The following is an 18028-nucleotide window of genomic DNA, read 5'->3' as shown; positions in this document are numbered from 1 at the left end:
ACCGGCCCATGCCCCATGACGACTTTGAACAGGAGCCCATCCGAGGGCTCCCCGAGCTTCCTCCCTCCGGGGAGGAGATCCTTTGGCAGGGCGCGCCCAGCGGTTGGGCCCTGGCCAAGGATGCGCTCAAAGTGAAGTGGGTGGCCGGGTACTTCGTGCTGCTGTTTGGATGGCGCGCCATCGTGGCGGGGGCCGAAATGCCCCCGATGCAGGCGATTATCGCGTCCTCCTTTTACCTGATACTCGGGGTGCTGACCTGCGGTCTGCTGATCGCCACGGCCTATGCCCAGGCGAAATCAGCCGTCTACACCATCACGAACCGCCGCGTGATTATGCGGATCGGCGCAGCGTTGACGATGACGTTGCAGTTTCCGTTCCGTTGGGTCGAAGCGGCGGACCTGGTGATGCGCCGGGATGGGACGGGCACGATTGCCCTTCGTACTTCGGGCGAGACGCGGTTTTCCTATCTGCTGATGTGGCCGCACCTGCGGCCCTGGCGCATGGCCAAGACACAGCCCGCCCTGCGCTGCATCCCCGATGCGGCCCGTGTCGCCAAGCTTTTGGCCGATGCCGCCGGCGCCGACACCGCGATGCCCCAACTGGCGCGCGATGATGACGCGGCCTCAACCATAGGCACCATGCCTGTCCCAGCGGAGTAAGGTGACATGACCCCCGAAGCCCGCCTCGTCCAACGCGACAAGGAAATGGTCCCGACGCTGCTGCTGCGTGCGGTCGGTGTTCTGGTGGCCTGTGCCCTGTTCATCACCACCTATGCCGCCCTGACAGACCGCCCATTGGAGGCGATGCCCGCGCTGGAGGGCGGCGATGTGGCCATCGTCAAACAGCGTGCGATCATGCTGGATGCCGATGGCACCACCGGCGCGGCCCGTGTGCTGGACGCCAATGGCACCGTCATCGCGACATTTGACACAGAGCAAGGCGGCTTCGTCGCAGGTGTGCATCGTGTGCTGGTGTTCGAACGTGACAGACGAGGCCAAGACATCCGGGCGCCGATCCGCCTGGTGCTGTTCGAGAACGGACAGCTGAGCCTGCGCGACGACCTGACCGGCTGGCGCGCGGAGTTGATCGGATTCGGGGCGAAGAACGCAGACACCTTCGCCAGGCTTTTAGACTAACCGACGGGAGAACGACCCATGGGATTTCTGACGAGAACACGCGAGGAAGCGCCCTGCACGGTGACGATCTCGCACCGGTTCGAAGAGTTGTCGGCGCATGTGCGCTTCAACAACGGGGCGGTGGTTCATCCCGGTGACACGGTCGAGGTGCAGGGCGCCGAGATCATGGCCCCCTACGGCGAGGTCGTCTCGGAGGAGCGCACAGCCGTCATCACCCGCGCCAGTGGGTTGGAGCGCATGTGGACCCGCGCCACCGGTGATTTGGAATTCATGGAACTGTGTGAGTTCAGCTTCTCCGAGGAGGTCTTGGCATGAACGTCCAAACCAATCACTCCGCCGATGCCACCACCGTCGAAGAGGCGCTGGCCGCCGATAACCAACAGGTCGTCGACAGCGAAAGCGCCACCCGCGTCGCCATGTCGAACACACTCCTGACGCCGCGGTTCTATACCACCGATTTCGATGAGATGGATGCCATCGATGTCAGCCCCGTGCGCGAAGACTGGGACACCTTGATCGGCCAGATGAAAGCGGACCCGAACCGGGGGCACTTCAAAAAGAACGAAGACTGGGATCACATCGACTGGGACGGCATGGACCCGGCGCTCAAGCGGGAGTTCATCGATTTTCTGATCTCGTCCTGCACGGCCGAGTTCTCGGGCTGCGTTCTGTACAAAGAAATGAAGCGCCGGGGCTCGAACGAGGACATCACCACGCTATTTCAACTGATGGCGCGGGACGAAGCGCGACACGCGGGCTTTATCAATGATGCCCTGCGTGAGGCAGGTATTGCCGTGAATCTGGGATTCCTTACGCAGAAAAAGAAATACACCTACTTCCGGCCCAAGTTCATCTACTACGCCACTTACCTTTCGGAAAAAATCGGCTACGCGCGCTACATCACGATCTTTCGTCACCTGGAGGCGCATCCGGAACATCGATTCCACCCGATTTTCAAATGGTTCAAAGAGTGGTGCAACGACGAGTTCAGCCATGGCGAAGCCTTCGCCTTGCTGATGAAGACCGACCCGAAGCTGACAAGCGGTCGGAACGTCTGGTGGATCAAGTTCTTCCTAACAGCGGTCTACGGCACGATGTACGTCCGTGACCACCAGCGCCCCGCCTTCCACAAGGCCCTGGGTGTGGACCCGGATTGGTACGCGCAATCCGTGTTCGAAAAGACCTCTGAAATCTCCAAGCAGGTCTTTCCGATCACGCTCGACATCGACCATCCCCGCTGGATGCCGACCTTGAAGCGGTTGCAAAAGGCCAACGCCGATCTGGCCCTGGCTGAAAAGAAGACCGGTCTCAGCCGTCTGTTGGGTAAGGCCAGCGGATCGCTGCGGGCCGCTGCGGCTTTTGTCTCGCTATATACGATCCCGGTCAAACGGCATGATGTGCCCACCCAAACCCGGTTGGAGCCTGCCTACTGATGTTCGCCTCACCCTGGATCGCCGGCCTTGTGGCCCTGTTCGCCTGGTGGTTCTCCACCGGGGTGATCCTGGTTGTGGTGCGCCGTGCGGACAGCGTGCAGGCGCCCATGTGGGCCGTCCTGGGCATGTTGCCTCTGATGGTGCTCGGGTGCGTCGGGGCCTGGGTGTCCATGGCGGACGCTGGCCTGGGCGCGACCTATGTGGGGTTCGTGTCGGCCCTGGCGATTTGGGGCTGGATCGAGTTGGCCTTTCTGACGGGCGTCATCACCGGTCCAAACCGGATGCGCGCCCGCGCCAATGTCCCCGAGTGGGAGCGGTTCATTCGCGCCTGGGGCACTGTGGCCTATCACGAGATGACGTTGACCGCCGCCTTGATCGCGCTGGCCATCGCCAGCCACGGGGCCGTGAACCGCTTTGCGCTGTGGACGTTCGGGGTGCTTTACGCGGCCCGGATCAGCGCCAAGCTCAACCTCTATCTGGGCGTGCGCAAGGTGAATACGGAGTTCATCCCCCGCGCCCTCGACCACCTGCCCAGCCATTTCCGCGAGGCGCGGATCAATTGGCTGTTCCCGACGTCGGTCACGCTCTTGTCGTTTGCCACCGCCTGCTGGATGGAGAGGGTGGCCCATGCCGAGACCGCACCCGAGGCGGTGGGATTCGCTCTGTTAGCCGCGCTGACCGCGCTGGCGTTGTTGGAACACTGGTTCATGGTCGTGCGCTTGCCCGACGAAAAGCTATGGCGGTGGATGCTGCCGCAAAACGAGAGACTGTTGGAGGAGGGGCCCGATGCCATTCGATAAACTGTTCGAGGAACAACTCGATGCGCTCAAGGCGGAGGGCAACTACCGCTATTTCGCCGACCTGACGCGGGAATGTGGTCAGCACCCCCGCGCCAAGAACCACCACGAGGGAGAGATGCGGGACGTCACCGTCTGGTGCTCCAACGACTACCTCGGGATGGGGCAGCACCCCGATGTGGTCGAGGCCATGGCCCGCACCGCCCGGGAATGCGGTACCGGGGCCGGTGGCACGCGCAACATCAGCGGCACGAACCATCACCACCTGGAACTAGAGGCCGAGCTGGCCGATCTGCACGGCAAGGAAAGCGCCCTGCTGTTCACTTCGGGTTATGTGTCGAACTGGGCCGCGCTCAGCACGCTGGGCGCGCGGCTGCCCAATGCGGTGATCCTGTCGGATAGTTTGAACCACGCCTCGATGATCGAAGGCATTCGCCATTCCAAGGCGCAAAAGGTCATCTGGAAGCACAACGACGTCGAAGATCTGGACCGGAAGCTGGCCGCCCTGCCTGCCAATGCGACCAAGATTGTGGCCTTTGAGTCGGTCTATTCCATGGATGGCGACATCGCCCCCATCAAAGAAATCTGCGACGTGGCCGATAAGCATGGCGCCATGACCTATCTCGACGAGGTCCATGCCGTTGGCATGTACGGCGCGCGCGGTGGCGGCGTCGCCGAGCAAGAGGGGCTGATGGACCGCATCACCCTGATCGAGGGGACCTTGGGCAAGGCCTTCGGTGTCTTTGGTGGGTATATCACCGGCTCCGCTGCGCTGTGCGATTTCATCCGCAGTTTTGCCTCGGGCTTCATCTTTACCACGGCGCTTCCGCCGTCGGTTGCGGCCGCGGCCACCACGTCGATCCGGCACCTGAAGACCAGCGGTGTGGAGCGCGCCGAGCAGCGCGCCCAGGTCGCCCGCCTGCGCGCCCGCCTGGATGCCGAAGGGATCCCCCATATCGACAACCCCAGCCATATCATCCCGGTGATGATCAAGGACCCGGTCAAGTGCCGGATGCTGTCCGATTACCTGATGGATATGTTCGGGATTTACGTGCAGCCGATCAACTATCCGACCGTTCCCAAGGGGACGGAGCGGTTGCGCTTCACGCCCGGTCCGCGCCATTCCGATGAGGATATCGAGCATCTGGTTCAGGCGCTGAAAACCCTGTGGAAGCAGTGCGCTATCGCCCGGCAAACCGCCTAAGCCCCGGCGCGGCCCGGAACGTTTAACATCGACGTGAGTTGCGGTTGGACCTAGACCCATGTTGGTCTAGGTTCGGAGTTGGAACACCTCTAAGGGAGAGAGACCCGATGCTTCGTACCTTCACACTTGCCGCAGCCGCCTTTGCTGCCCTGTCGGCCGCACCCGCCTTGGCCGATGGACATGCCGTCGATCTGACCGCCACTGGCGACGTTGACGCGGGCGAGCGTGCCTTCCGCCAGTGCCAGTCCTGCCACGTCGTCCAGGACCCCGATGGTGAGGTCCTTGCCGGTCGTGCCGCCAAGACCGGCCCCAACCTCTATGGCATCGTTGGTCGCCTGTCCGGCGCCGTCGAAGGCTTCCGCTATTCCGACCTGACCATGGCCGCCGGTGAGGCAGGCATGATCTACGACGAAGCCAACTTCGTGGCCTACGTCCAGGATCCGACCGCCCACCTGCAAGAGGTCTCGGGCGCAAGCGGTCGCTCCAAGATGTCCTACAAGGTCCGCAAGGAAGAGGACGCGATCAACCTCTATGCCTTCCTGGCCCAGTTCAGCGAGATCGAGGGCGACTCCTGAGGGAGGCCGTTTGAGGCCGGGCGAAAGGCACGGTAAGAACGCAGATCAAAACCCCCGGTGTTACCCGGGGGTTTTCTTTTGAGCAGTCCCATCGACCCTCAGCGCTGTGTCCAGAAAGGTCAGGCAGACCTCCGCCGCCCGATGCGCGGCTTCCTCGTGCAACAGGTGGCCAACTCCGGGAAGCTCCGTCAGGGTCGCCTGCTGCAGGCGATCCGCCATGTCTCGGCTGACACGGGTGGGAACCGTCCGATCGTTCGCCCCCACGACCAATAGGGCGGGTGCATCCAGTCCAGGCGCATCGCGGATCAGCCGGTCCAGCGACCAATTCGCCATCATGGCCAAGGCGCCGGCCACGTGCTCGCGATCCGAAATCAGCGCGTGGTATTGGCGCAGGCCCGCGTCCTCAATGGTGCTGCCTGTGCCCGCCAGCATCCGCCGCGTGCGGGGGAGGGAGCTTCCCGCCGTAAAAAGCGGGACCGTCAAGGGGTTGAATGCCAGGGCCTTTGCCATGAGGGGAAAGAGAAAGCCCGCGATCCCCTCAAACATCTGAAAGGCGCCGTTGATCGAGAGGACCGGCGTGGGCCGCGCCCCGTCCAGCGCGAGCCGCAGAGCCACGGTGGCGCCAGCGGAATGGCCCAGGTAGGCGGCTGGCGAAATGGCGAGAGCGTGCAGCAGCCGCGCGACGTCCTCGGCCATGGGATCAAGGCCCGCACGGCTCCGGTTGTCTGACCGGGTAAAGCCGTGCCCCGGCAGGTCCAGCATGGTGATGCGATACCCATCGGCCAGCAAAGGCGCCAGCGCGCGCCAACTGTGGGTCGATGCGCCTGCGCCATGGAGCAGGACCAGGTCAGGGCCTGCGCCCAGTTGTTGGACGTGCCAGCGGTGAGGGCGTGCCTCTATGATCTGGCTTTGGGCGGCAAAGGGCCAGTCGTCGGGCGGCGGTGGCCTCATGCCAGGGCCTGGGCCACCGTGCGGCGCATCTTTTCGGCGTCGGCGCGGGGCAGGGGAACGCAGGGTGCGCCCATCTCTGCGGCCAGGGTTGCCAAGGCCGGTGTGGGCCGGTTGCCTGCATCGATCAACAGCCCGGGCACCTGCGCAGCCCGGAGTGTGCGCGCCATCGTCGTGGCCTCTGCGGTCGCTGTCCCGCGCGCGGCCTCTCCGGCGAGGGTGATGTTCGGGCGTCCGTCGGTCAGCACGATCACCGCTGGGTCCATGCCACGGCCTCGGGCCTGATGCGCTAGCTCTGCCGACTGGCGCAGGCCCGCGGCCAGGGGCGTGCCCCCACCGCCCGGCAGGCCGGACAACTCCTTCTTGGTGCGCAAAAGGCTACGGGTGGGGGGGAGCAGCAGGTCCGCTGCGGTTCCTCGGAAGGCAATCAATGCCACATGGTCCCGGCGCGCATAGGCCTCGGCCAGCAAAAGCTCCACCGCGCCTTTGACCTCGGCCAGGCGGGCGAAGGCTGCGGAGCCGGAGGCATCCACGGCAAAGATCAACAGGCGGTCCGAGCGGGTCTCATAGCGTTTCAACCGGATGTCGCTGGCGCGGACTTGGACCGGCTGTCCAGGCCCCCCGCCGCGCAGCCGTTGCCAAGGTGCGGCAGCGCGGAGGGTCGCCACAAGGTCAAGCCGCGCGCGCCCGTCCAGACGTCCGGCGCGGGGGGGCAGCGGGCGTCCGCGGCGATTGCCCTTGCGCGTGGCGCCGGCCCCCGTGCCCGTTGCCCGCGGGACCGCGCCTTGGGCCAATTGGGACAGAAGGTCGGGCGGAAGGCTGGCCAAAGCCGCCTCTAGCAGGATGTCACCATCTGGCAGCGGCTGATCCTTGGGTGGGCCATCTTGCTCGTCAGGGGGCGGTGCGTCGTCAGGCGTCTCCGCCGCCTCCTCGGGCGGGGCGGGTGGCATCTGGGTCGCATGGGGCAGCAGGGCAACCTGTATGGCGAACGCCAGATCGGCCTCTGAAACCTCCGCCCGCCCGTCTATGGAGGCGGAGGTCTGGGCCAACCGTAGGGTGAACATGCCTCGCCGTTGGGAGGCAATGCCGAGCGCCAGTGTCAGTGCCACGACCTGACCGCGCAAATCGTTTGAGGAAAGTGCGGGTCCATCCGGTAAGGGCGAGAGATCCGGCAGATCGGCGGCGCGCAATCCGTCGAGATCCAGAAAGAGACCCATGCGGTCCACCAAGGCCGGCGGCAGCCTTTCGTCAGGCTCCGCCCCCTCGTCCAAGGCAATCAAACTCCGATCACCCCCGTCCAGGACTTGGCCCAACCGCGCGGCAAGGCCCGGCGTCGTGCGCTCCGCCATGGGCAAGACCAGCAACTTGTGCCGGTCAATCAGGCCTGCACGCTGAACGGGGCGGCCATGGGCCAGCGTCTCAGCCAGGTCGAGACCACCGAACAGCGCGTCGTCCCCCATGTCTGGATGCAGGCGCGCAGCCGCTGGCAGCCGATCCGTCAGGAGCGCCAAGAACGCCGTCCGCGCGTCGCCAGCCCGCGCGCGCAGGTGCAGACCGCCCAGCCCGGTTGGATCGAGCGCCAGGCACCGTGCGGTGCGCACCGCCTGTGCCCATCGCTCGGCGCTCACGCCAGGACGTCCTCGACGGTGCGGACCACGCGCGTGGAACTGCCAGCCTCGTCCAGGGGGTCGCGGCGTAGGCGGTGGCGCAGGGCCATGGGGGCCACGCGGCGCAGGTGATCGCGGGTGACTTCGCCGTCGCCCTCGAACGCGGCCAATGCCCGGGCCGCGCGCAGCAAGGTCAACTCACCGCGCAATCCATCGGAGCCGAGCGCAATACAGAGCGCTGCGCAATCGCGCAGAGCCGCGTCGCTCGACTCCGTGGTGGCCAGCCGCTGCCGACCCGCGACAATCCGGTCGCGCAGGTCTGCCTCCTCCACAGAGCAGCTGGCCAGGAAGGCCGCGCGGTCCCGGTCGAAGGCATCCCGCCTGCGGATCACGGCCACCCGGTCTTCGATGGTTTGGGGGGATGCGACCTCGACCGATAAGCCGAAGCGATCCAACAATTGGGGGCGAAGCTCCCCTTCCTCTGGGTTGCCGGAGCCGACGAGCACGAAGCGGGCCGGGTGCCGGATCGACAGCCCCTCACGCTCCACCACGTTCTCGCCTGATTGCGCGACATCCAACAGAAGGTCGACGATGTGATCTTCCAGCAGGTTGATTTCGTCGATGTAGAGATACCCGCGATTGGCTCGCGCCAGCAGTCCCGGCTCAAAGGCCTTTTCGCCCCGGGTCAGGGCGCGTTCGATGTCCAGCGCGCCGGTCACCCGATCCTCGGTCACGCCGAGGGGCAGATCGACGACGGGGGTTGGCGCCTGGATGACCTGCGGGGATGGCACATCGGCCCAATCGGGCACATCCTCGGCCCGGGCGGAATTGACCGGGCAACCTGCGACCATCTCCAACGGCGGCAGCAGAGCGGATAGCGCGCGCACGGCCGTGGACTTGCCCGTCCCCCGGTCGCCAAACACAAGCACCCCGCCAATGCCCGGGTCCACGGCCGTCAGCACCATGGCGGTCTTCATCTCATCCTGGCCGACGATGGCCGTGAACGGAAAAGCGGTCATTGCAATACCTCGGTCGCGGGGCGTCCCTGCCACTGGCCGGTGGCCTCGGCCACGGAAAAGCGGGCGTAGAGTTCTTCGGCGAACCAATCGCCGTCGCGCACGGCTTGGATCGCGGCGGCATGAGGGCCTGATGTTCGGGCAAAGCGTGCCATGGAGTCGGTATCGGGCCAGATCGAAAAGGTGACCTGGTGCAGAAACGGGACCTCTCCGACCCCGATCTTCAGCCGCACGTCCGAATTGGCGCCGATCCGCCGACTGATATCTGGCACCCTGCGCCAAAATCGCAGGGCATTCCGGGGGCGGACCGTGGCCCGCGTGAGGGCCGCGATGGGACCCTCGCTCGCGCCCGACAAGGGTCTGAAGGGACTGGTCCCCGACCACTGCCCCCGTGCCGACACCGGTGTCAGGTGGAGCGTGCAGACCTCGGTCGCGTGGTGCCTATACCGGCGAAAGACCGGCGCGGTCAGGCCGTGCTCCGCAGCAGAGCGATCCGTCCACGCGCAGAGAATGGCATAGACCCCGGTGTTGGGCACGGGGGTGAACCCTTCGCCGGTACCCGACCCCATCAGTTTCCAGAACGAACATCCGGGCAACCGCGCCATGGCCCGTCGCGCGAAGGCCATCTGGGAAAAGGCCCAGAGACGGTCCCGAACGGGGCCGAAACGATACAGCGTCAGGGTCACGGTTTGGATGGTCTGGCCCTCGGTCGTCGGTCGCCACAATCAAGTGTTGGCGTTACTTACAAGAATACTGTAAACCGAAGTGGACACTCAAGCCAATAGCGAGCCGCATGACCCGACATCAGTCCTTTGACCCGCCCGCGTCGTCCCACGCCGTTGTCATCGGTGCGGGCCTTGGCGGATTGGCCGCTGCCATGCGCCTTGGGGCCCGTGGGTGGCGTGTTACCGTCCTGGATCGTCTCGATATACCCGGTGGGCGCGCCACCTCGATCACGTCCCATGGGCACCGATTCGATTTGGGTCCGACGATTGTCACCGCGCCCGAGGTGTTTCGCAAACTCTTTGCCGATTGCGGGCGGGACTTCGATTCGGCGGTGACGCTCCGCGCGCTCGACCCCTTCTACACGATCCGTTGGCCCGATGGGTCGCACCTGGACGCGCGCGCCAAGGACGCCGACATGGAGGCGGAGATCGCCCGCCTGTCGCCCGGTGACGTGGACGGATGGCGTAAGTTCCTAGACGATGCGGAGCGGCGATACGTGGTCGGCTACGAAGGAATGTTGACCAAACCCATGCACAAACTTTGGGAGACACTCCGCGTTCTGCCGGAATTTGCCATGCTGCGGGCGGATCGCTCGATCCTGGGGTTGGCGCGAAAACGGGTCAAGGATGAACGCCTGCGCATGGCGCTGTCGTTCCACCCGCTGTTTATCGGGGGGGACCCGTCGCGTGTGACCTCCATGTATGCCCTGGTCAGCCACCTGGAGAAGACCCAGGGCGTGCATTACGCCATGGGCGGCGTGGGCGCGATGGCCCAAGCCATGGCCGATGTGGTGACCCAACAGGGCGGAACCCTGCGCCTCGGTACCCAAGTCGATTGTGTCAGCCAGGATGAGACGGGGCGCGTGAATGGCGTGGTCCTGTCCGGCGGAGAGACCGTTGCCGCCGATATCGTCGTCTCCAATGCCGATGCGGGCCACACCTACAGTCATCTGATGCGCAAACAGCGGCGCAAGCGGTGGACGCAGGCGAAGCTGAACCGGACGCGGTGGTCCATGGGGCTGTTCGTCTGGTACTTCGGCACCAAGGGCACGCGGGGCATGTGGCCAGACCTGGGCCACCACACCATTCAATCGGGTCCCCGGTATGAGGGGCTGCTGCGCGATATCTTCCGCCGGGGGCATCTGGCCGAGGACATGAGCCTGTATATCCACCGCCCGTCGCTGACCGATCCGACGGTCGCGCCCCGCGGGGACGATACCTTTTATGCGCTGTCGCCCGTGCCGCACCTGGGGCACCGGTCGCCGATCAATTGGGCCCAAGAGGCGGAGCGTTATCGCCAGAAGGTGCAGGATCAGTTGGAACGGACCGTCATGCCCGGTTTGGGCCAGCACATCTCGGCCAGCATGTGTCTCACGCCCGAGGATTTCCGCGATCGGTACCTGTCGCTCCACGGGGCTGGGTTCTCGGTGGAGCCTCGGATCCTTCAATCGGCTTGGTTCCGTCCGCATAACGTCTCCGAAGAGGTGCCGGGTCTGTTCTTGGTCGGCGCGGGCACCCATCCGGGTGCGGGGCTGCCGGGAGTCGTCGCCTCGGCCGAAGTGTTGGAGCAGGTGGTGCCGCCGGTTGGTGCGCGGACGCCCGATTCTGTCGCGATCACCACCGGCAGCCCCGCGCAGGCCGCCGAATGACCGCCGCGTCGGACATGGCCCATTGCCGTGAGGCGATCCGCACGGGGTCTCATTCTTTCCACGCCGCGTCCCGGCTGCTGCCTGCTTCGGTCCGGGATCCGGCGCTGGCGCTCTATGCCTTTTGCCGGTTGGCCGATGATGCCGTGGACGAGGTGGCGGACAAGGGGCCAGCCGTCCTGGCTCTCCGCGACCGGCTGGATTTGGCCTTTGCGGGACGTCCCGCCAACAGCCCCGCAGACCGCGCCTTCGCCCGCGTGATCGAGACCTATGATATGCCCCGCGCGTTGCCGGAGGCTTTGTTGGAAGGGCTGGCCTGGGATGCCCAGGGCCGGACCTATGCTAGCCTGTCTGACCTCAGGGCGTATTCCGCCCGCGTGGCCAGTGCCGTGGGGGCGATGATGTGCGTGCTGATGCGCGTGCGTGATGCCGATGCCCTGGCACGGGCCTGTGACCTGGGCGTGGCCATGCAGCTGACCAACATCGCCCGCGACGTCGGTGAGGATGCGCGCGCCGGTCGGCTGTACCTGCCGACCGATTGGCTGGATGACGTGCATATCATGCCCGAGGCGTTCCTGAGCGATCCGCATCCCTCGCCCCAGATCCGTCGCATGGTGCAGCAACTGCTTGAGGAAGCCCGCCGTCTTTATCACAGGGCTGAGGCAGGCGTGCGCGCGCTGCCCTTGGCGGCACGGCCCGGCATTTTTGCAGCGCGCCACGTCTACGATGGGATCGGCACCGAGATCCGTCGCGCGGGCTATGACAGCATCACGCGACGGGCGCACACGACCAAGACGCAAAAGCTGGGGTGGCTGGGCCGAAGCCTGGTGCAATCGGCGGCTGTCTCTCTGGTGCCGCGGTCTCCTGTGCTCCATGCCCGTCCCCTGGCGGAGGTCGCTTTTCTGGTGTCGGCCGCCGCCGATCCCCGGCCCGCGCGCGAAGGCTGGAGCGATGAGTTGCTTGGCGTCTTTTCGCAACTTGCCGCCCAAGACGCCGCAACTGGACGGAGGCGGAGCGCGTCCTAACTCCTGCCCATGGATTGGATGCTATTCGTCATCTTTCTCGGGGCCTGCACGGCCGCTGGGGCCACGGGATCGATGTTCCCGCCCGATGCTTGGTATCGCACCCTGTCCAAACCAACGTGGACGCCCCCCGATTGGGCCTTTCCCGTCGCCTGGAGCTATCTGTACCTGGCCCTGGCCTTTGCGGGGGCGCGTGTCGCCCCGCTAGACGGGGCCGCCATGGCGATGGCGTTCTGGGCTCTCCAGATCGCGCTCAATACCCTATGGACCCCGGTCTTCTTCGGGTTGAAACGACTGCGGGCGGCCCTGGTGATTATCGTGTGCCTGTGGCTTGCGGTCGCGGGTTTGTTGGCGGCCCTTTGGCCGCTGGACCGCCTCGCGTTCTGGTTGCTGTCGCCCTACCTCATCTGGGTCACCATCGCCGGGGCGCTCAACCTGTCGATTGTCACCCGCAATCCGCAGTCCGCGTCAGCCTAGATAGCTGCGCAGCACTTCGGTCGGGTTCGCAAATAGCTCTTGCGTCTCAGCAGGCGGGGCGAGGACGCCGTCGGCAAGCATACAAACCGAATCCGCGATGGACCGGGCATCCCCCGGATCGTGGGTGACCATCAGGACGGACAGCCCCTCATCTCGTGTCGTTTCGCGCAACAGGGCCAACATATCCTGGCGCAATGCAGGGCCCAGGGCGGAGAACGGCTCATCCAACAGCAACCAGGGACGCCGCCGCAGGAGGGCGCGGGCCAATGCGACACGGCTCTGCTGACCGCCCGACAGATCCCGCGGCAGACGATCCCCCATCCCGTCGAGACCCACGCGCGTCAGCACCACATCCCGCGCCTCCCTATGTTGCGGTGTCAGGCGCAATCCGGGATCGAGGCCCAGTCCCACGTTCTGCGCCACGGTCAGGTGCGGGAACAGGTTGTTGTCTTGGAACAGAACCGAGAGGGGCCGCGCCCCTGGTGCCAGGGCCGTGACATCGGCGCCGTCGATGCGGATCTGTCCGGCGCTCGGCGGCACGAACCCCGCGATGGCAGACAGAATTGTGGATTTCCCCGACCCGCTGGCCCCCATGATCGCCGTGATTCCGCCTGTGGTCAGGCTCAGGTCCGCCGAGACATGGAATGCGCCTAGGTCGACGCGGAGGGCGCGGAGTTCAAGCATCGCGGCTCCCCCGTTCAAACAGCCAGAACACCCCAAGGGATAGGGCAATCAACAGCAGTGCGGCGGCCTTGGCCTCGTCCATTCGGTAAGATCCCATGAGTTGATACAGCACCAGCGGCAGGGTCGCCTGATCCGGTGAGGCAAAGAGCGCGATAACGCCCAGGTCCCCCGCTGCGAGGGCTGCGGTCAGCCCAGCGGCGAAGCCCAGAGGTCGCCGCAGGCGCGGCAAGCCCACCAGCCGCAGCCACGCCCAGCCCGAGAGGTTCAGCGAGGCCGACAGGCGATCATAGTCCCGTATCAGGTCACGCATCGCCGGGATCAGCGCCCGCAGCGCAAAGGGCAAGCCCAGGACCACATTGACGAACAGCGTCACCGGCAAGGCCAGGACAACGGGGTTCGCCACCGGCAGGACAAGCAGGAACAGCCCCGTCCCCAGAACCAAAGGCGACGCTGCGACTGACAGCGTGCCCGCTACCTCGATCCAACCGCCGTGGGGGCGGGTGGCGGCGATGGCCATGGCCAGGGCGAGGCTGGTGGTCAGCAAGGCGGCTGCCACGGCGATGACCAAAGACCGCAGCGCGCCCCACCAGACAGCAGCTGGCAGCGTCGTCACATGGCCGATCCCGTCGCCCAAAACGATCGCCACGGGCAGCAGAAGGAAGGCACAGGCAAGCCCGATGGCGACACTGTCCTGCATGCGCACCGCCCACCCTTGGGAATCCCACCGGGGCACCACACGATCTTGTCCCGCGCCAAAGCCAGACGGCAATGCCAGGCGCAGGGACAGCACCGCCGCCGTGGCCCCTAGGATCAACTGCAAGGCCCCCAACATCGCGGCGCGGCCCAGGTCGAAATCGAAGCGAAACGCCTCATAGATGGCCAATTCCACGGTTGTGGCATTGGGGCCGCCGCCCAAGGCGAGGGCCACCGCAAAGGACGTGGTGCAGATCAGAAAGATCACCAGGAAGACGCCCGGCACGACCGCCCGCAGCATGGGCCATTCCAGCAGGCGAAAGGTATCGCGCGTCGTGAAGCCGAGCGAGGCGGCGAGGCGCAGTCGTTCGCCCGGGATGGCTTGCCACCCTTGGACAATGAGGCGCGTGGCCAGGGGCATGTTGAAGAACACATGGGCCAATACGACCCCATGTGCGCCATAGATCGATACCGGCTCCAGCCCCACGGCTGTCAGCAAGGTGTTCACCGGTCCCGACCGCCCGAACACCGCCACGAGCCCCAGGACTGCGACGATAACCGGCAGGATGAAGGGCGCCCCGAGCAGCAGGATGACCGCACCCCGCCCGGCGAACCGCCGTCGTGCGAGCGCGCGGGCCACGGGCACTGCCAGCAGGACCGAAAGCGCCGCTGAGACCATCGCTTGCCCTAGGGTGAACCGCAGGGCGCCCCAATCGGAGGGACGCAGGCCATCCCATCCGTCCGCGCGCCAGGCGACCGCGCCCAGGGGCACCACAAGCGCGGCGGCCACCACGCTTGCCACGGCAACCCCGATCCGAACCCCAAGGGTCATGGCGGTCGGGGCCTATCGGGCCAAGCCTGCCTCAAAGGCGGCGACGACGGTCTCGCGCAGGGCCTCCGCCTCGGGCGCCGGGTAGATGATGGCCTTTTCCGGTTTGCCCAGCAGGGCAAAGCCCTCGGGCAGTTGGTCGGCTGGCAGTTTCGCGGGCATGGACCAATTGCCTTCTGGGATGATGGACTGGAACGCTTCGGTTAGGACGAAATCGAGGAAAGATTGGGCCAGGTCGGGTTGATCGCTTCCGGCCAGTTTGGCGGCTGTCTCGACCATGACGTAATGCCCTTCGTCGAAGATGGCGGCCTTCTTGGTCAGGTCCTCTTCGGCGATGATGTGGTAGGCTTCCGATGTGACGTAGCTGAGAACCATGTCAGCCTCGCCCTCGGTGAACATGCCATAGGATTCGGACCAGCCTCGGGTGACCGTGGTGATCTTGGGGGCCAGCTTGGCCCAAGCGTCCTCGGTCTCCTCTCCGAAGACGGCATACATCCACAGCGCCAGCGCGAGGCCCGAGACACTGGTCCGCGGGTCCTGGATCACGATGCGCAGGTCGTCGGGGGCTTCCAGCAGCGCTGCGAAAGACGTCGGTGGCGTCTCGACCCGCGCGGTGTCGTACATGAAGGCCGTCTGCCCCCAGTTGAACGGCACAAAGGTGGTGTCCGTCCACTCAATCGGCATGGTCAGATCGCGGGTGTCTACACCATGGTCCGCGAATAGACCGGTTTGGCGCGCCCGTTCTGCGTCGTCGGTGTTCAGACCGATCATGACGTCGGCGCGGGTCCGCTCGCCCTCCAGGCGCAGGCGGGGCAGCAGGTCGCCTGTGACGTACTCAATTTCGCAGGCGCAATGGGCCTCGAACGCTGTCTTGATCGCTGGGCCGGGTCCCCATTCGGATCCGAAGTAGTCGGGCGCATAGATGGTCAACGGCTCTGCCGATGCGGCAGAGGCTGTCAGGATCAGGGCCGGGATGAGGGTCGTTTTCATGTCTCTCTCCATGGGCCGGACGGGGTGGGGTGAGGACATCGCACCTTCCCTCCGCCGGTCTTAACCGGGTCAGGTTCAACGGGTTCGCCGATTGCGTCTCAGCCCTGGTGCGGGCACCCCGAGGTGGTGCCGAGGATAGGCGAGGCCCGGCAGCCCGTCCAGTCGTCACAGCGGAATGCGGAGCCCGTCACGCCCCAGATAGAGCGGTCCTGACCAATGGGGCGCAACCGCCGCCGTCCAATCCTCGGGGCCGAAGTTGGGGTCGTCCGAAGGCAGCAAATGGTGCAAGGCCAGGGCGTGCACGCCTGCCAGCGTCGCAATCCTCGCCGCATCCTCTGCCGCCGTGTGGGAGCGTTCGATATGGCGCAGCAGCCGCCCGTCTCCGTTGCCCACGCGGGCCACCAGCGCCTGCACCGCTTGGGGCAGCATCGCCTCATGGATCAACAGGTCTGCGCCCCGGGCAAAATCAGCGAGGGGCGGAAAGGGAGCGGTGTCGGCGGAAAAGACGACGCGCTTGCGCCCGGCGAAAGACAGCGCAAAGCAATCTGTCAGGGGTGGATGATCCACACGCAGGGCGCGCACCTCGATGGGGCCGATATGCGTCACCATACCGGCCTCTAGGGGATGGATGGTGACCAAACCCCGCAGATCGGGCCGTCCCTCGTCCGCGATGCGCAGGTCGATGTCATCGGCCAGGGAGGCCAGGAAGCCCTTCCAATAACGGTCCAACCCCGGTGGCCCCCAGACCGTGACGTGGGTGCGCAGCCCTGCCGTCCAGGCCGTGTGCAGCAGGGGCCCAAGCTCCAGGTAGTGGTCGGAGTGCAGATGTGTGACGAAGATCGTTGTCAGATCGGCCAGTGCCATGCCCTGATCGCAGAGGCCCCGCGAGACGCCCAGCCCACAGTCCACAACGATGCGCTGACCCTCCAGGGTCACAAGGCTGCTTGTGGGCATGGCAGAGCCAGGTCGGATCGCCGGACCGCCCTTGGTGCCCAATAGGGCGACATGATCTGTGTCGGTCATCGCATGCTCCTGTCGGGTCTTGGTGCCAGAGCCACCGGGGTCAGGCAATCTGCCGCGCCCCGCTTGCGGGCGGGCCGCGCGCTGGCTATCGGGCGGGGGAGGAGAGCGCCCATGTCCCTGAACACCTTCGGTCACCTGTTCCGCGTCACCACCTGGGGTGAAAGCCACGGCCCCGCCTTGGGCGCGACGGTTGATGGGTGCCCGCCGGGGGTTTCGATCCGGGCCGAAGACCTGCAGGTCTGGCTGGATAAGCGCAAACCGGGGCAGTCCAAGCACACCACGCAGCGCAAGGAACCCGATGCGGTCGAGATCCTGTCGGGTGTCTTCGAGGGCGTCAGCACGGGCACGCCGATCCAACTGATGATCCGCAACACCGACCAGCGGTCCAAGGACTACGGCGATATTGCCGAGAAGTTTCGGCCAGGCCACGCCGATATCACCTATTGGCAAAAGTACGGCGTGCGCGACTACCGTGGTGGTGGACGGTCGTCGGCCAGGGAGACGGCGGCACGGGTCGCAGCGGGTGGCGTAGCGCGGGCGGCCCTGGCGGCCATTGCGCCGGATGTGTCAATCACGGGCTACATGGTCGGCATGGGGCCCTTGGACATCGACCGCAGCCGGTTCGACTGGAACGAGATCGGGCGCAACGATTTCTGGTGCCCGGACGCGGTCGCTGCGCAGGAGTTCGCAGACCACCTGGATTGGCTGCGCAAGGACGACCATAACTCCGTCGGGGCGGTGATCGAATGCGTGGCGCGCGGGGTGCCCGCTGGTCTGGGAGCCCCGATCTACGGCAAGCTGGACACGGATCTTGCGGCGGCGATGATGTCGATCAACGCCGTGAAGGGTGTGGAAATTGGCGAGGGGATGAACGCCGCGCGCCTGACCGGGCGCGATAACGCCGATGAGATTTCCATGGGGCCTGATGGGCCGGTCTATTCGTCCAACCACGCGGGCGGCATCTTGGGTGGGATCAGCACGGGGCAGGACGTTGTGGTCCGCTTTGCCGTCAAGCCGACCTCTTCGATCCTGTCGGAACGGCAGACGATCACCAAGTCCGGCGAGGACACCACCATCATCACAAAGGGGCGCCATGACCCCTGCGTCGGCATCCGCGCCGTCCCGGTAGCGGAGGCGATGATGGCCTGTGTCGTCCTAGACCATCTGCTGTTGCACCGTGGCCAGGTTGGCGCGGCCGGCGGGCGGATCGGCTAGGGGCAGGC

19 protein-coding genes and 1 riboswitch are annotated in these 18028 nt (G+C 65.7%); of the genes, 11 read left to right on the top strand and 8 right to left on the bottom strand.

Annotated elements, in window-relative coordinates:
* Positions 1–8 precede the first annotated feature (8 nt).
* The 7 genes from puhB (at position 9) to K5R33_RS09060 (ending at position 5145) form a co-directional block, all read left to right on the top strand.
* Positions 9–659: a photosynthetic complex putative assembly protein PuhB gene (puhB, locus tag K5R33_RS09090; RefSeq protein WP_220748712.1), complete on the top strand. Its 651-nt coding sequence runs from the start codon at positions 9–11 to the stop codon at positions 657–659.
* Positions 660–665: 6 nt separating this feature from the next.
* Entirely contained in the window at positions 666–1136 is a 471-nt protein-coding gene (gene puhC / locus K5R33_RS09085; RefSeq protein ID WP_220748711.1) for a photosynthetic complex assembly protein PuhC, read from the top strand.
* An 18-nt stretch (positions 1137–1154) separates the two neighbouring features.
* Positions 1155–1451 carry an O2-dependent cyclase accessory protein gene (locus tag K5R33_RS09080; protein WP_220748710.1) on the top strand — a complete coding sequence of 99 codons (297 nt, stop codon included), beginning with the start codon at positions 1155–1157 and terminating at the stop codon, positions 1449–1451.
* The gene (gene acsF, locus K5R33_RS09075; protein WP_220748709.1) at positions 1448–2569 is read left to right on the top strand and encodes a magnesium-protoporphyrin IX monomethyl ester (oxidative) cyclase; all 1122 of its coding nucleotides are present in this window, start codon (positions 1448–1450) and stop codon (positions 2567–2569) included. The genes K5R33_RS09080 and acsF overlap by 4 nt, the downstream gene beginning before the upstream one ends.
* Positions 2569–3369 (top strand): putative photosynthetic complex assembly protein PuhE, encoded by an 801-nt coding sequence (gene puhE, locus K5R33_RS09070; RefSeq protein ID WP_220748708.1) that lies wholly within the window; start codon positions 2569–2571, stop codon positions 3367–3369. The genes acsF and puhE overlap by 1 nt, the downstream gene beginning before the upstream one ends.
* Positions 3356–4570, top strand: coding sequence for a 5-aminolevulinate synthase (gene hemA / locus K5R33_RS09065; RefSeq protein ID WP_220748707.1), 1215 nt, complete (start codon positions 3356–3358; stop codon positions 4568–4570). Before puhE ends, hemA begins: the two co-directional genes overlap by 14 nt.
* Before the next feature lie 107 nt (positions 4571–4677).
* Positions 4678–5145, top strand: coding sequence for a c-type cytochrome (locus K5R33_RS09060; protein WP_220748706.1), 468 nt, complete (start codon positions 4678–4680; stop codon positions 5143–5145).
* Between the two features lie 60 nt (positions 5146–5205).
* Here the strand turns inward: K5R33_RS09060 and bchO are convergent, their stop codons facing one another.
* The 4 genes from bchO to crtA are packed head-to-tail and all read right to left on the bottom strand — an operon-like array spanning position 5206 to position 9402.
* The gene (gene bchO, locus K5R33_RS09055) at positions 5206–6096 is read right to left on the bottom strand and encodes an alpha/beta fold hydrolase BchO (protein WP_220748705.1); all 891 of its coding nucleotides are present in this window, start codon (positions 6094–6096) and stop codon (positions 5206–5208) included.
* Complete coding sequence (locus K5R33_RS09050; protein ID WP_220748704.1) at positions 6093–7721, bottom strand: magnesium chelatase subunit D; 1629 nt, start codon at positions 7719–7721, stop codon at positions 6093–6095. The genes bchO and K5R33_RS09050 overlap by 4 nt, the downstream gene beginning before the upstream one ends.
* Positions 7718–8719: a magnesium chelatase ATPase subunit I gene (gene bchI, locus K5R33_RS09045; protein ID WP_220748703.1), complete on the bottom strand. Its 1002-nt coding sequence runs from the start codon at positions 8717–8719 to the stop codon at positions 7718–7720. The genes K5R33_RS09050 and bchI overlap by 4 nt, the downstream gene beginning before the upstream one ends.
* Positions 8716–9402, bottom strand: coding sequence for a spheroidene monooxygenase (gene crtA, locus K5R33_RS09040; RefSeq protein ID WP_308442982.1), 687 nt, complete (start codon positions 9400–9402; stop codon positions 8716–8718). Before crtA ends, bchI begins: the two co-directional genes overlap by 4 nt.
* Positions 9403–9509: 107 nt before the next feature.
* Here crtA and K5R33_RS09035 point away from each other — a divergent pair, with 107 nt between their 5' ends.
* From K5R33_RS09035 to tspO, 3 genes are read left to right on the top strand one after another with little or no spacing between them, the layout of a single operon-like run.
* Positions 9510–11090, top strand: a complete 1581-nt coding sequence (locus K5R33_RS09035) for a phytoene desaturase (RefSeq protein ID WP_220748702.1) — start codon at positions 9510–9512, stop codon at positions 11088–11090.
* Positions 11087–12112, top strand: coding sequence for a 15-cis-phytoene synthase (gene crtB, locus K5R33_RS09030; protein WP_220748701.1), 1026 nt, complete (start codon positions 11087–11089; stop codon positions 12110–12112). Before K5R33_RS09035 ends, crtB begins: the two co-directional genes overlap by 4 nt.
* A 9-nt stretch (positions 12113–12121) precedes the next feature.
* Positions 12122–12586, top strand: a complete 465-nt coding sequence (tspO, locus tag K5R33_RS09025) for a tryptophan-rich sensory protein TspO (RefSeq protein WP_305067753.1) — start codon at positions 12122–12124, stop codon at positions 12584–12586.
* On the opposite strand, the gene K5R33_RS09020 is transcribed toward tspO, so the two are convergent.
* The 4 genes from K5R33_RS09020 to K5R33_RS09005 form a co-directional block, all read right to left on the bottom strand.
* Positions 12578–13270, bottom strand: a complete 693-nt coding sequence (locus K5R33_RS09020) for a thiamine ABC transporter ATP-binding protein (protein WP_220748700.1) — start codon at positions 13268–13270, stop codon at positions 12578–12580. The two genes, tspO and K5R33_RS09020, sit on opposite strands and share 9 nt — an antisense overlap.
* Positions 13263–14795 carry a thiamine/thiamine pyrophosphate ABC transporter permease ThiP gene (locus K5R33_RS09015; protein ID WP_220748699.1) on the bottom strand — a complete coding sequence of 511 codons (1533 nt, stop codon included), beginning with the start codon at positions 14793–14795 and terminating at the stop codon, positions 13263–13265. The genes K5R33_RS09020 and K5R33_RS09015 overlap by 8 nt, the downstream gene beginning before the upstream one ends.
* Before the next feature lie 12 nt (positions 14796–14807).
* Positions 14808–15782, bottom strand: a complete 975-nt coding sequence (locus K5R33_RS09010; protein ID WP_220748698.1) for a thiamine ABC transporter substrate-binding protein — start codon at positions 15780–15782, stop codon at positions 14808–14810.
* Positions 15783–15811: 29 nt separating this feature from the next.
* Positions 15812–15913: riboswitch (TPP riboswitch) on the bottom strand.
* 34 nt (positions 15914–15947) lie between these two features.
* Complete coding sequence (locus K5R33_RS09005) at positions 15948–16805, bottom strand: MBL fold metallo-hydrolase (protein ID WP_220748697.1); 858 nt, start codon at positions 16803–16805, stop codon at positions 15948–15950.
* A gap of 111 nt (positions 16806–16916) precedes the next feature.
* On the opposite strand from K5R33_RS09005, the gene aroC reads away from it, so the two are divergent.
* Entirely contained in the window at positions 16917–18020 is a 1104-nt protein-coding gene (gene aroC / locus K5R33_RS09000) for a chorismate synthase (RefSeq protein ID WP_220748696.1), read from the top strand.
* Positions 18021–18028: the final 8 nt, after the last annotated feature.

The sequence above is a fragment of the Jannaschia pagri genome, assembly GCF_019655435.1.
Taxonomy (GTDB): Bacteria; Pseudomonadota; Alphaproteobacteria; order Rhodobacterales; family Rhodobacteraceae; genus Jannaschia; species Jannaschia pagri.
Note: the sequence above shows the minus strand (reverse complement) of the source record. Positions and strands in the feature narration are given on the sequence as shown.

What these genes read in the sequence shown, in the direction of transcription:
- puhB (WP_220748712.1), top strand. Translation starts at nt 9, where the DNA reads ATGCCCCATGACGACTTTGAACAGGAGCCCATCCGAGGGCTCCCCGAG.
- puhC (WP_220748711.1), top strand. Translation starts at nt 666, where the DNA reads ATGACCCCCGAAGCCCGCCTCGTCCAACGCGACAAGGAAATGGTCCCG.
- K5R33_RS09080 (WP_220748710.1), top strand. Translation starts at nt 1,155, where the DNA reads ATGGGATTTCTGACGAGAACACGCGAGGAAGCGCCCTGCACGGTGACG.
- acsF (WP_220748709.1), top strand. Translation starts at nt 1,448, where the DNA reads ATGAACGTCCAAACCAATCACTCCGCCGATGCCACCACCGTCGAAGAG.
- puhE (WP_220748708.1), top strand. Translation starts at nt 2,569, where the DNA reads ATGTTCGCCTCACCCTGGATCGCCGGCCTTGTGGCCCTGTTCGCCTGG.
- hemA (WP_220748707.1), top strand. Translation starts at nt 3,356, where the DNA reads ATGCCATTCGATAAACTGTTCGAGGAACAACTCGATGCGCTCAAGGCG.
- K5R33_RS09060 (WP_220748706.1), top strand. Translation starts at nt 4,678, where the DNA reads ATGCTTCGTACCTTCACACTTGCCGCAGCCGCCTTTGCTGCCCTGTCG.
- bchO (WP_220748705.1), bottom strand. Translation starts at nt 6,096, where the DNA reads ATGAGGCCACCGCCGCCCGACGACTGGCCCTTTGCCGCCCAAAGCCAG.
- bchI (WP_220748703.1), bottom strand. Translation starts at nt 8,719, where the DNA reads ATGACCGCTTTTCCGTTCACGGCCATCGTCGGCCAGGATGAGATGAAG.
- K5R33_RS09035 (WP_220748702.1), top strand. Translation starts at nt 9,510, where the DNA reads ATGACCCGACATCAGTCCTTTGACCCGCCCGCGTCGTCCCACGCCGTT.
- crtB (WP_220748701.1), top strand. Translation starts at nt 11,087, where the DNA reads ATGACCGCCGCGTCGGACATGGCCCATTGCCGTGAGGCGATCCGCACG.
- tspO (WP_305067753.1), top strand. Translation starts at nt 12,122, where the DNA reads ATGGATTGGATGCTATTCGTCATCTTTCTCGGGGCCTGCACGGCCGCT.
- K5R33_RS09020 (WP_220748700.1), bottom strand. Translation starts at nt 13,270, where the DNA reads ATGCTTGAACTCCGCGCCCTCCGCGTCGACCTAGGCGCATTCCATGTC.
- K5R33_RS09015 (WP_220748699.1), bottom strand. Translation starts at nt 14,795, where the DNA reads ATGACCCTTGGGGTTCGGATCGGGGTTGCCGTGGCAAGCGTGGTGGCC.
- K5R33_RS09010 (WP_220748698.1), bottom strand. Translation starts at nt 15,782, where the DNA reads ATGAAAACGACCCTCATCCCGGCCCTGATCCTGACAGCCTCTGCCGCA.
- K5R33_RS09005 (WP_220748697.1), bottom strand. Translation starts at nt 16,805, where the DNA reads ATGACCGACACAGATCATGTCGCCCTATTGGGCACCAAGGGCGGTCCG.
- aroC (WP_220748696.1), top strand. Translation starts at nt 16,917, where the DNA reads ATGTCCCTGAACACCTTCGGTCACCTGTTCCGCGTCACCACCTGGGGT.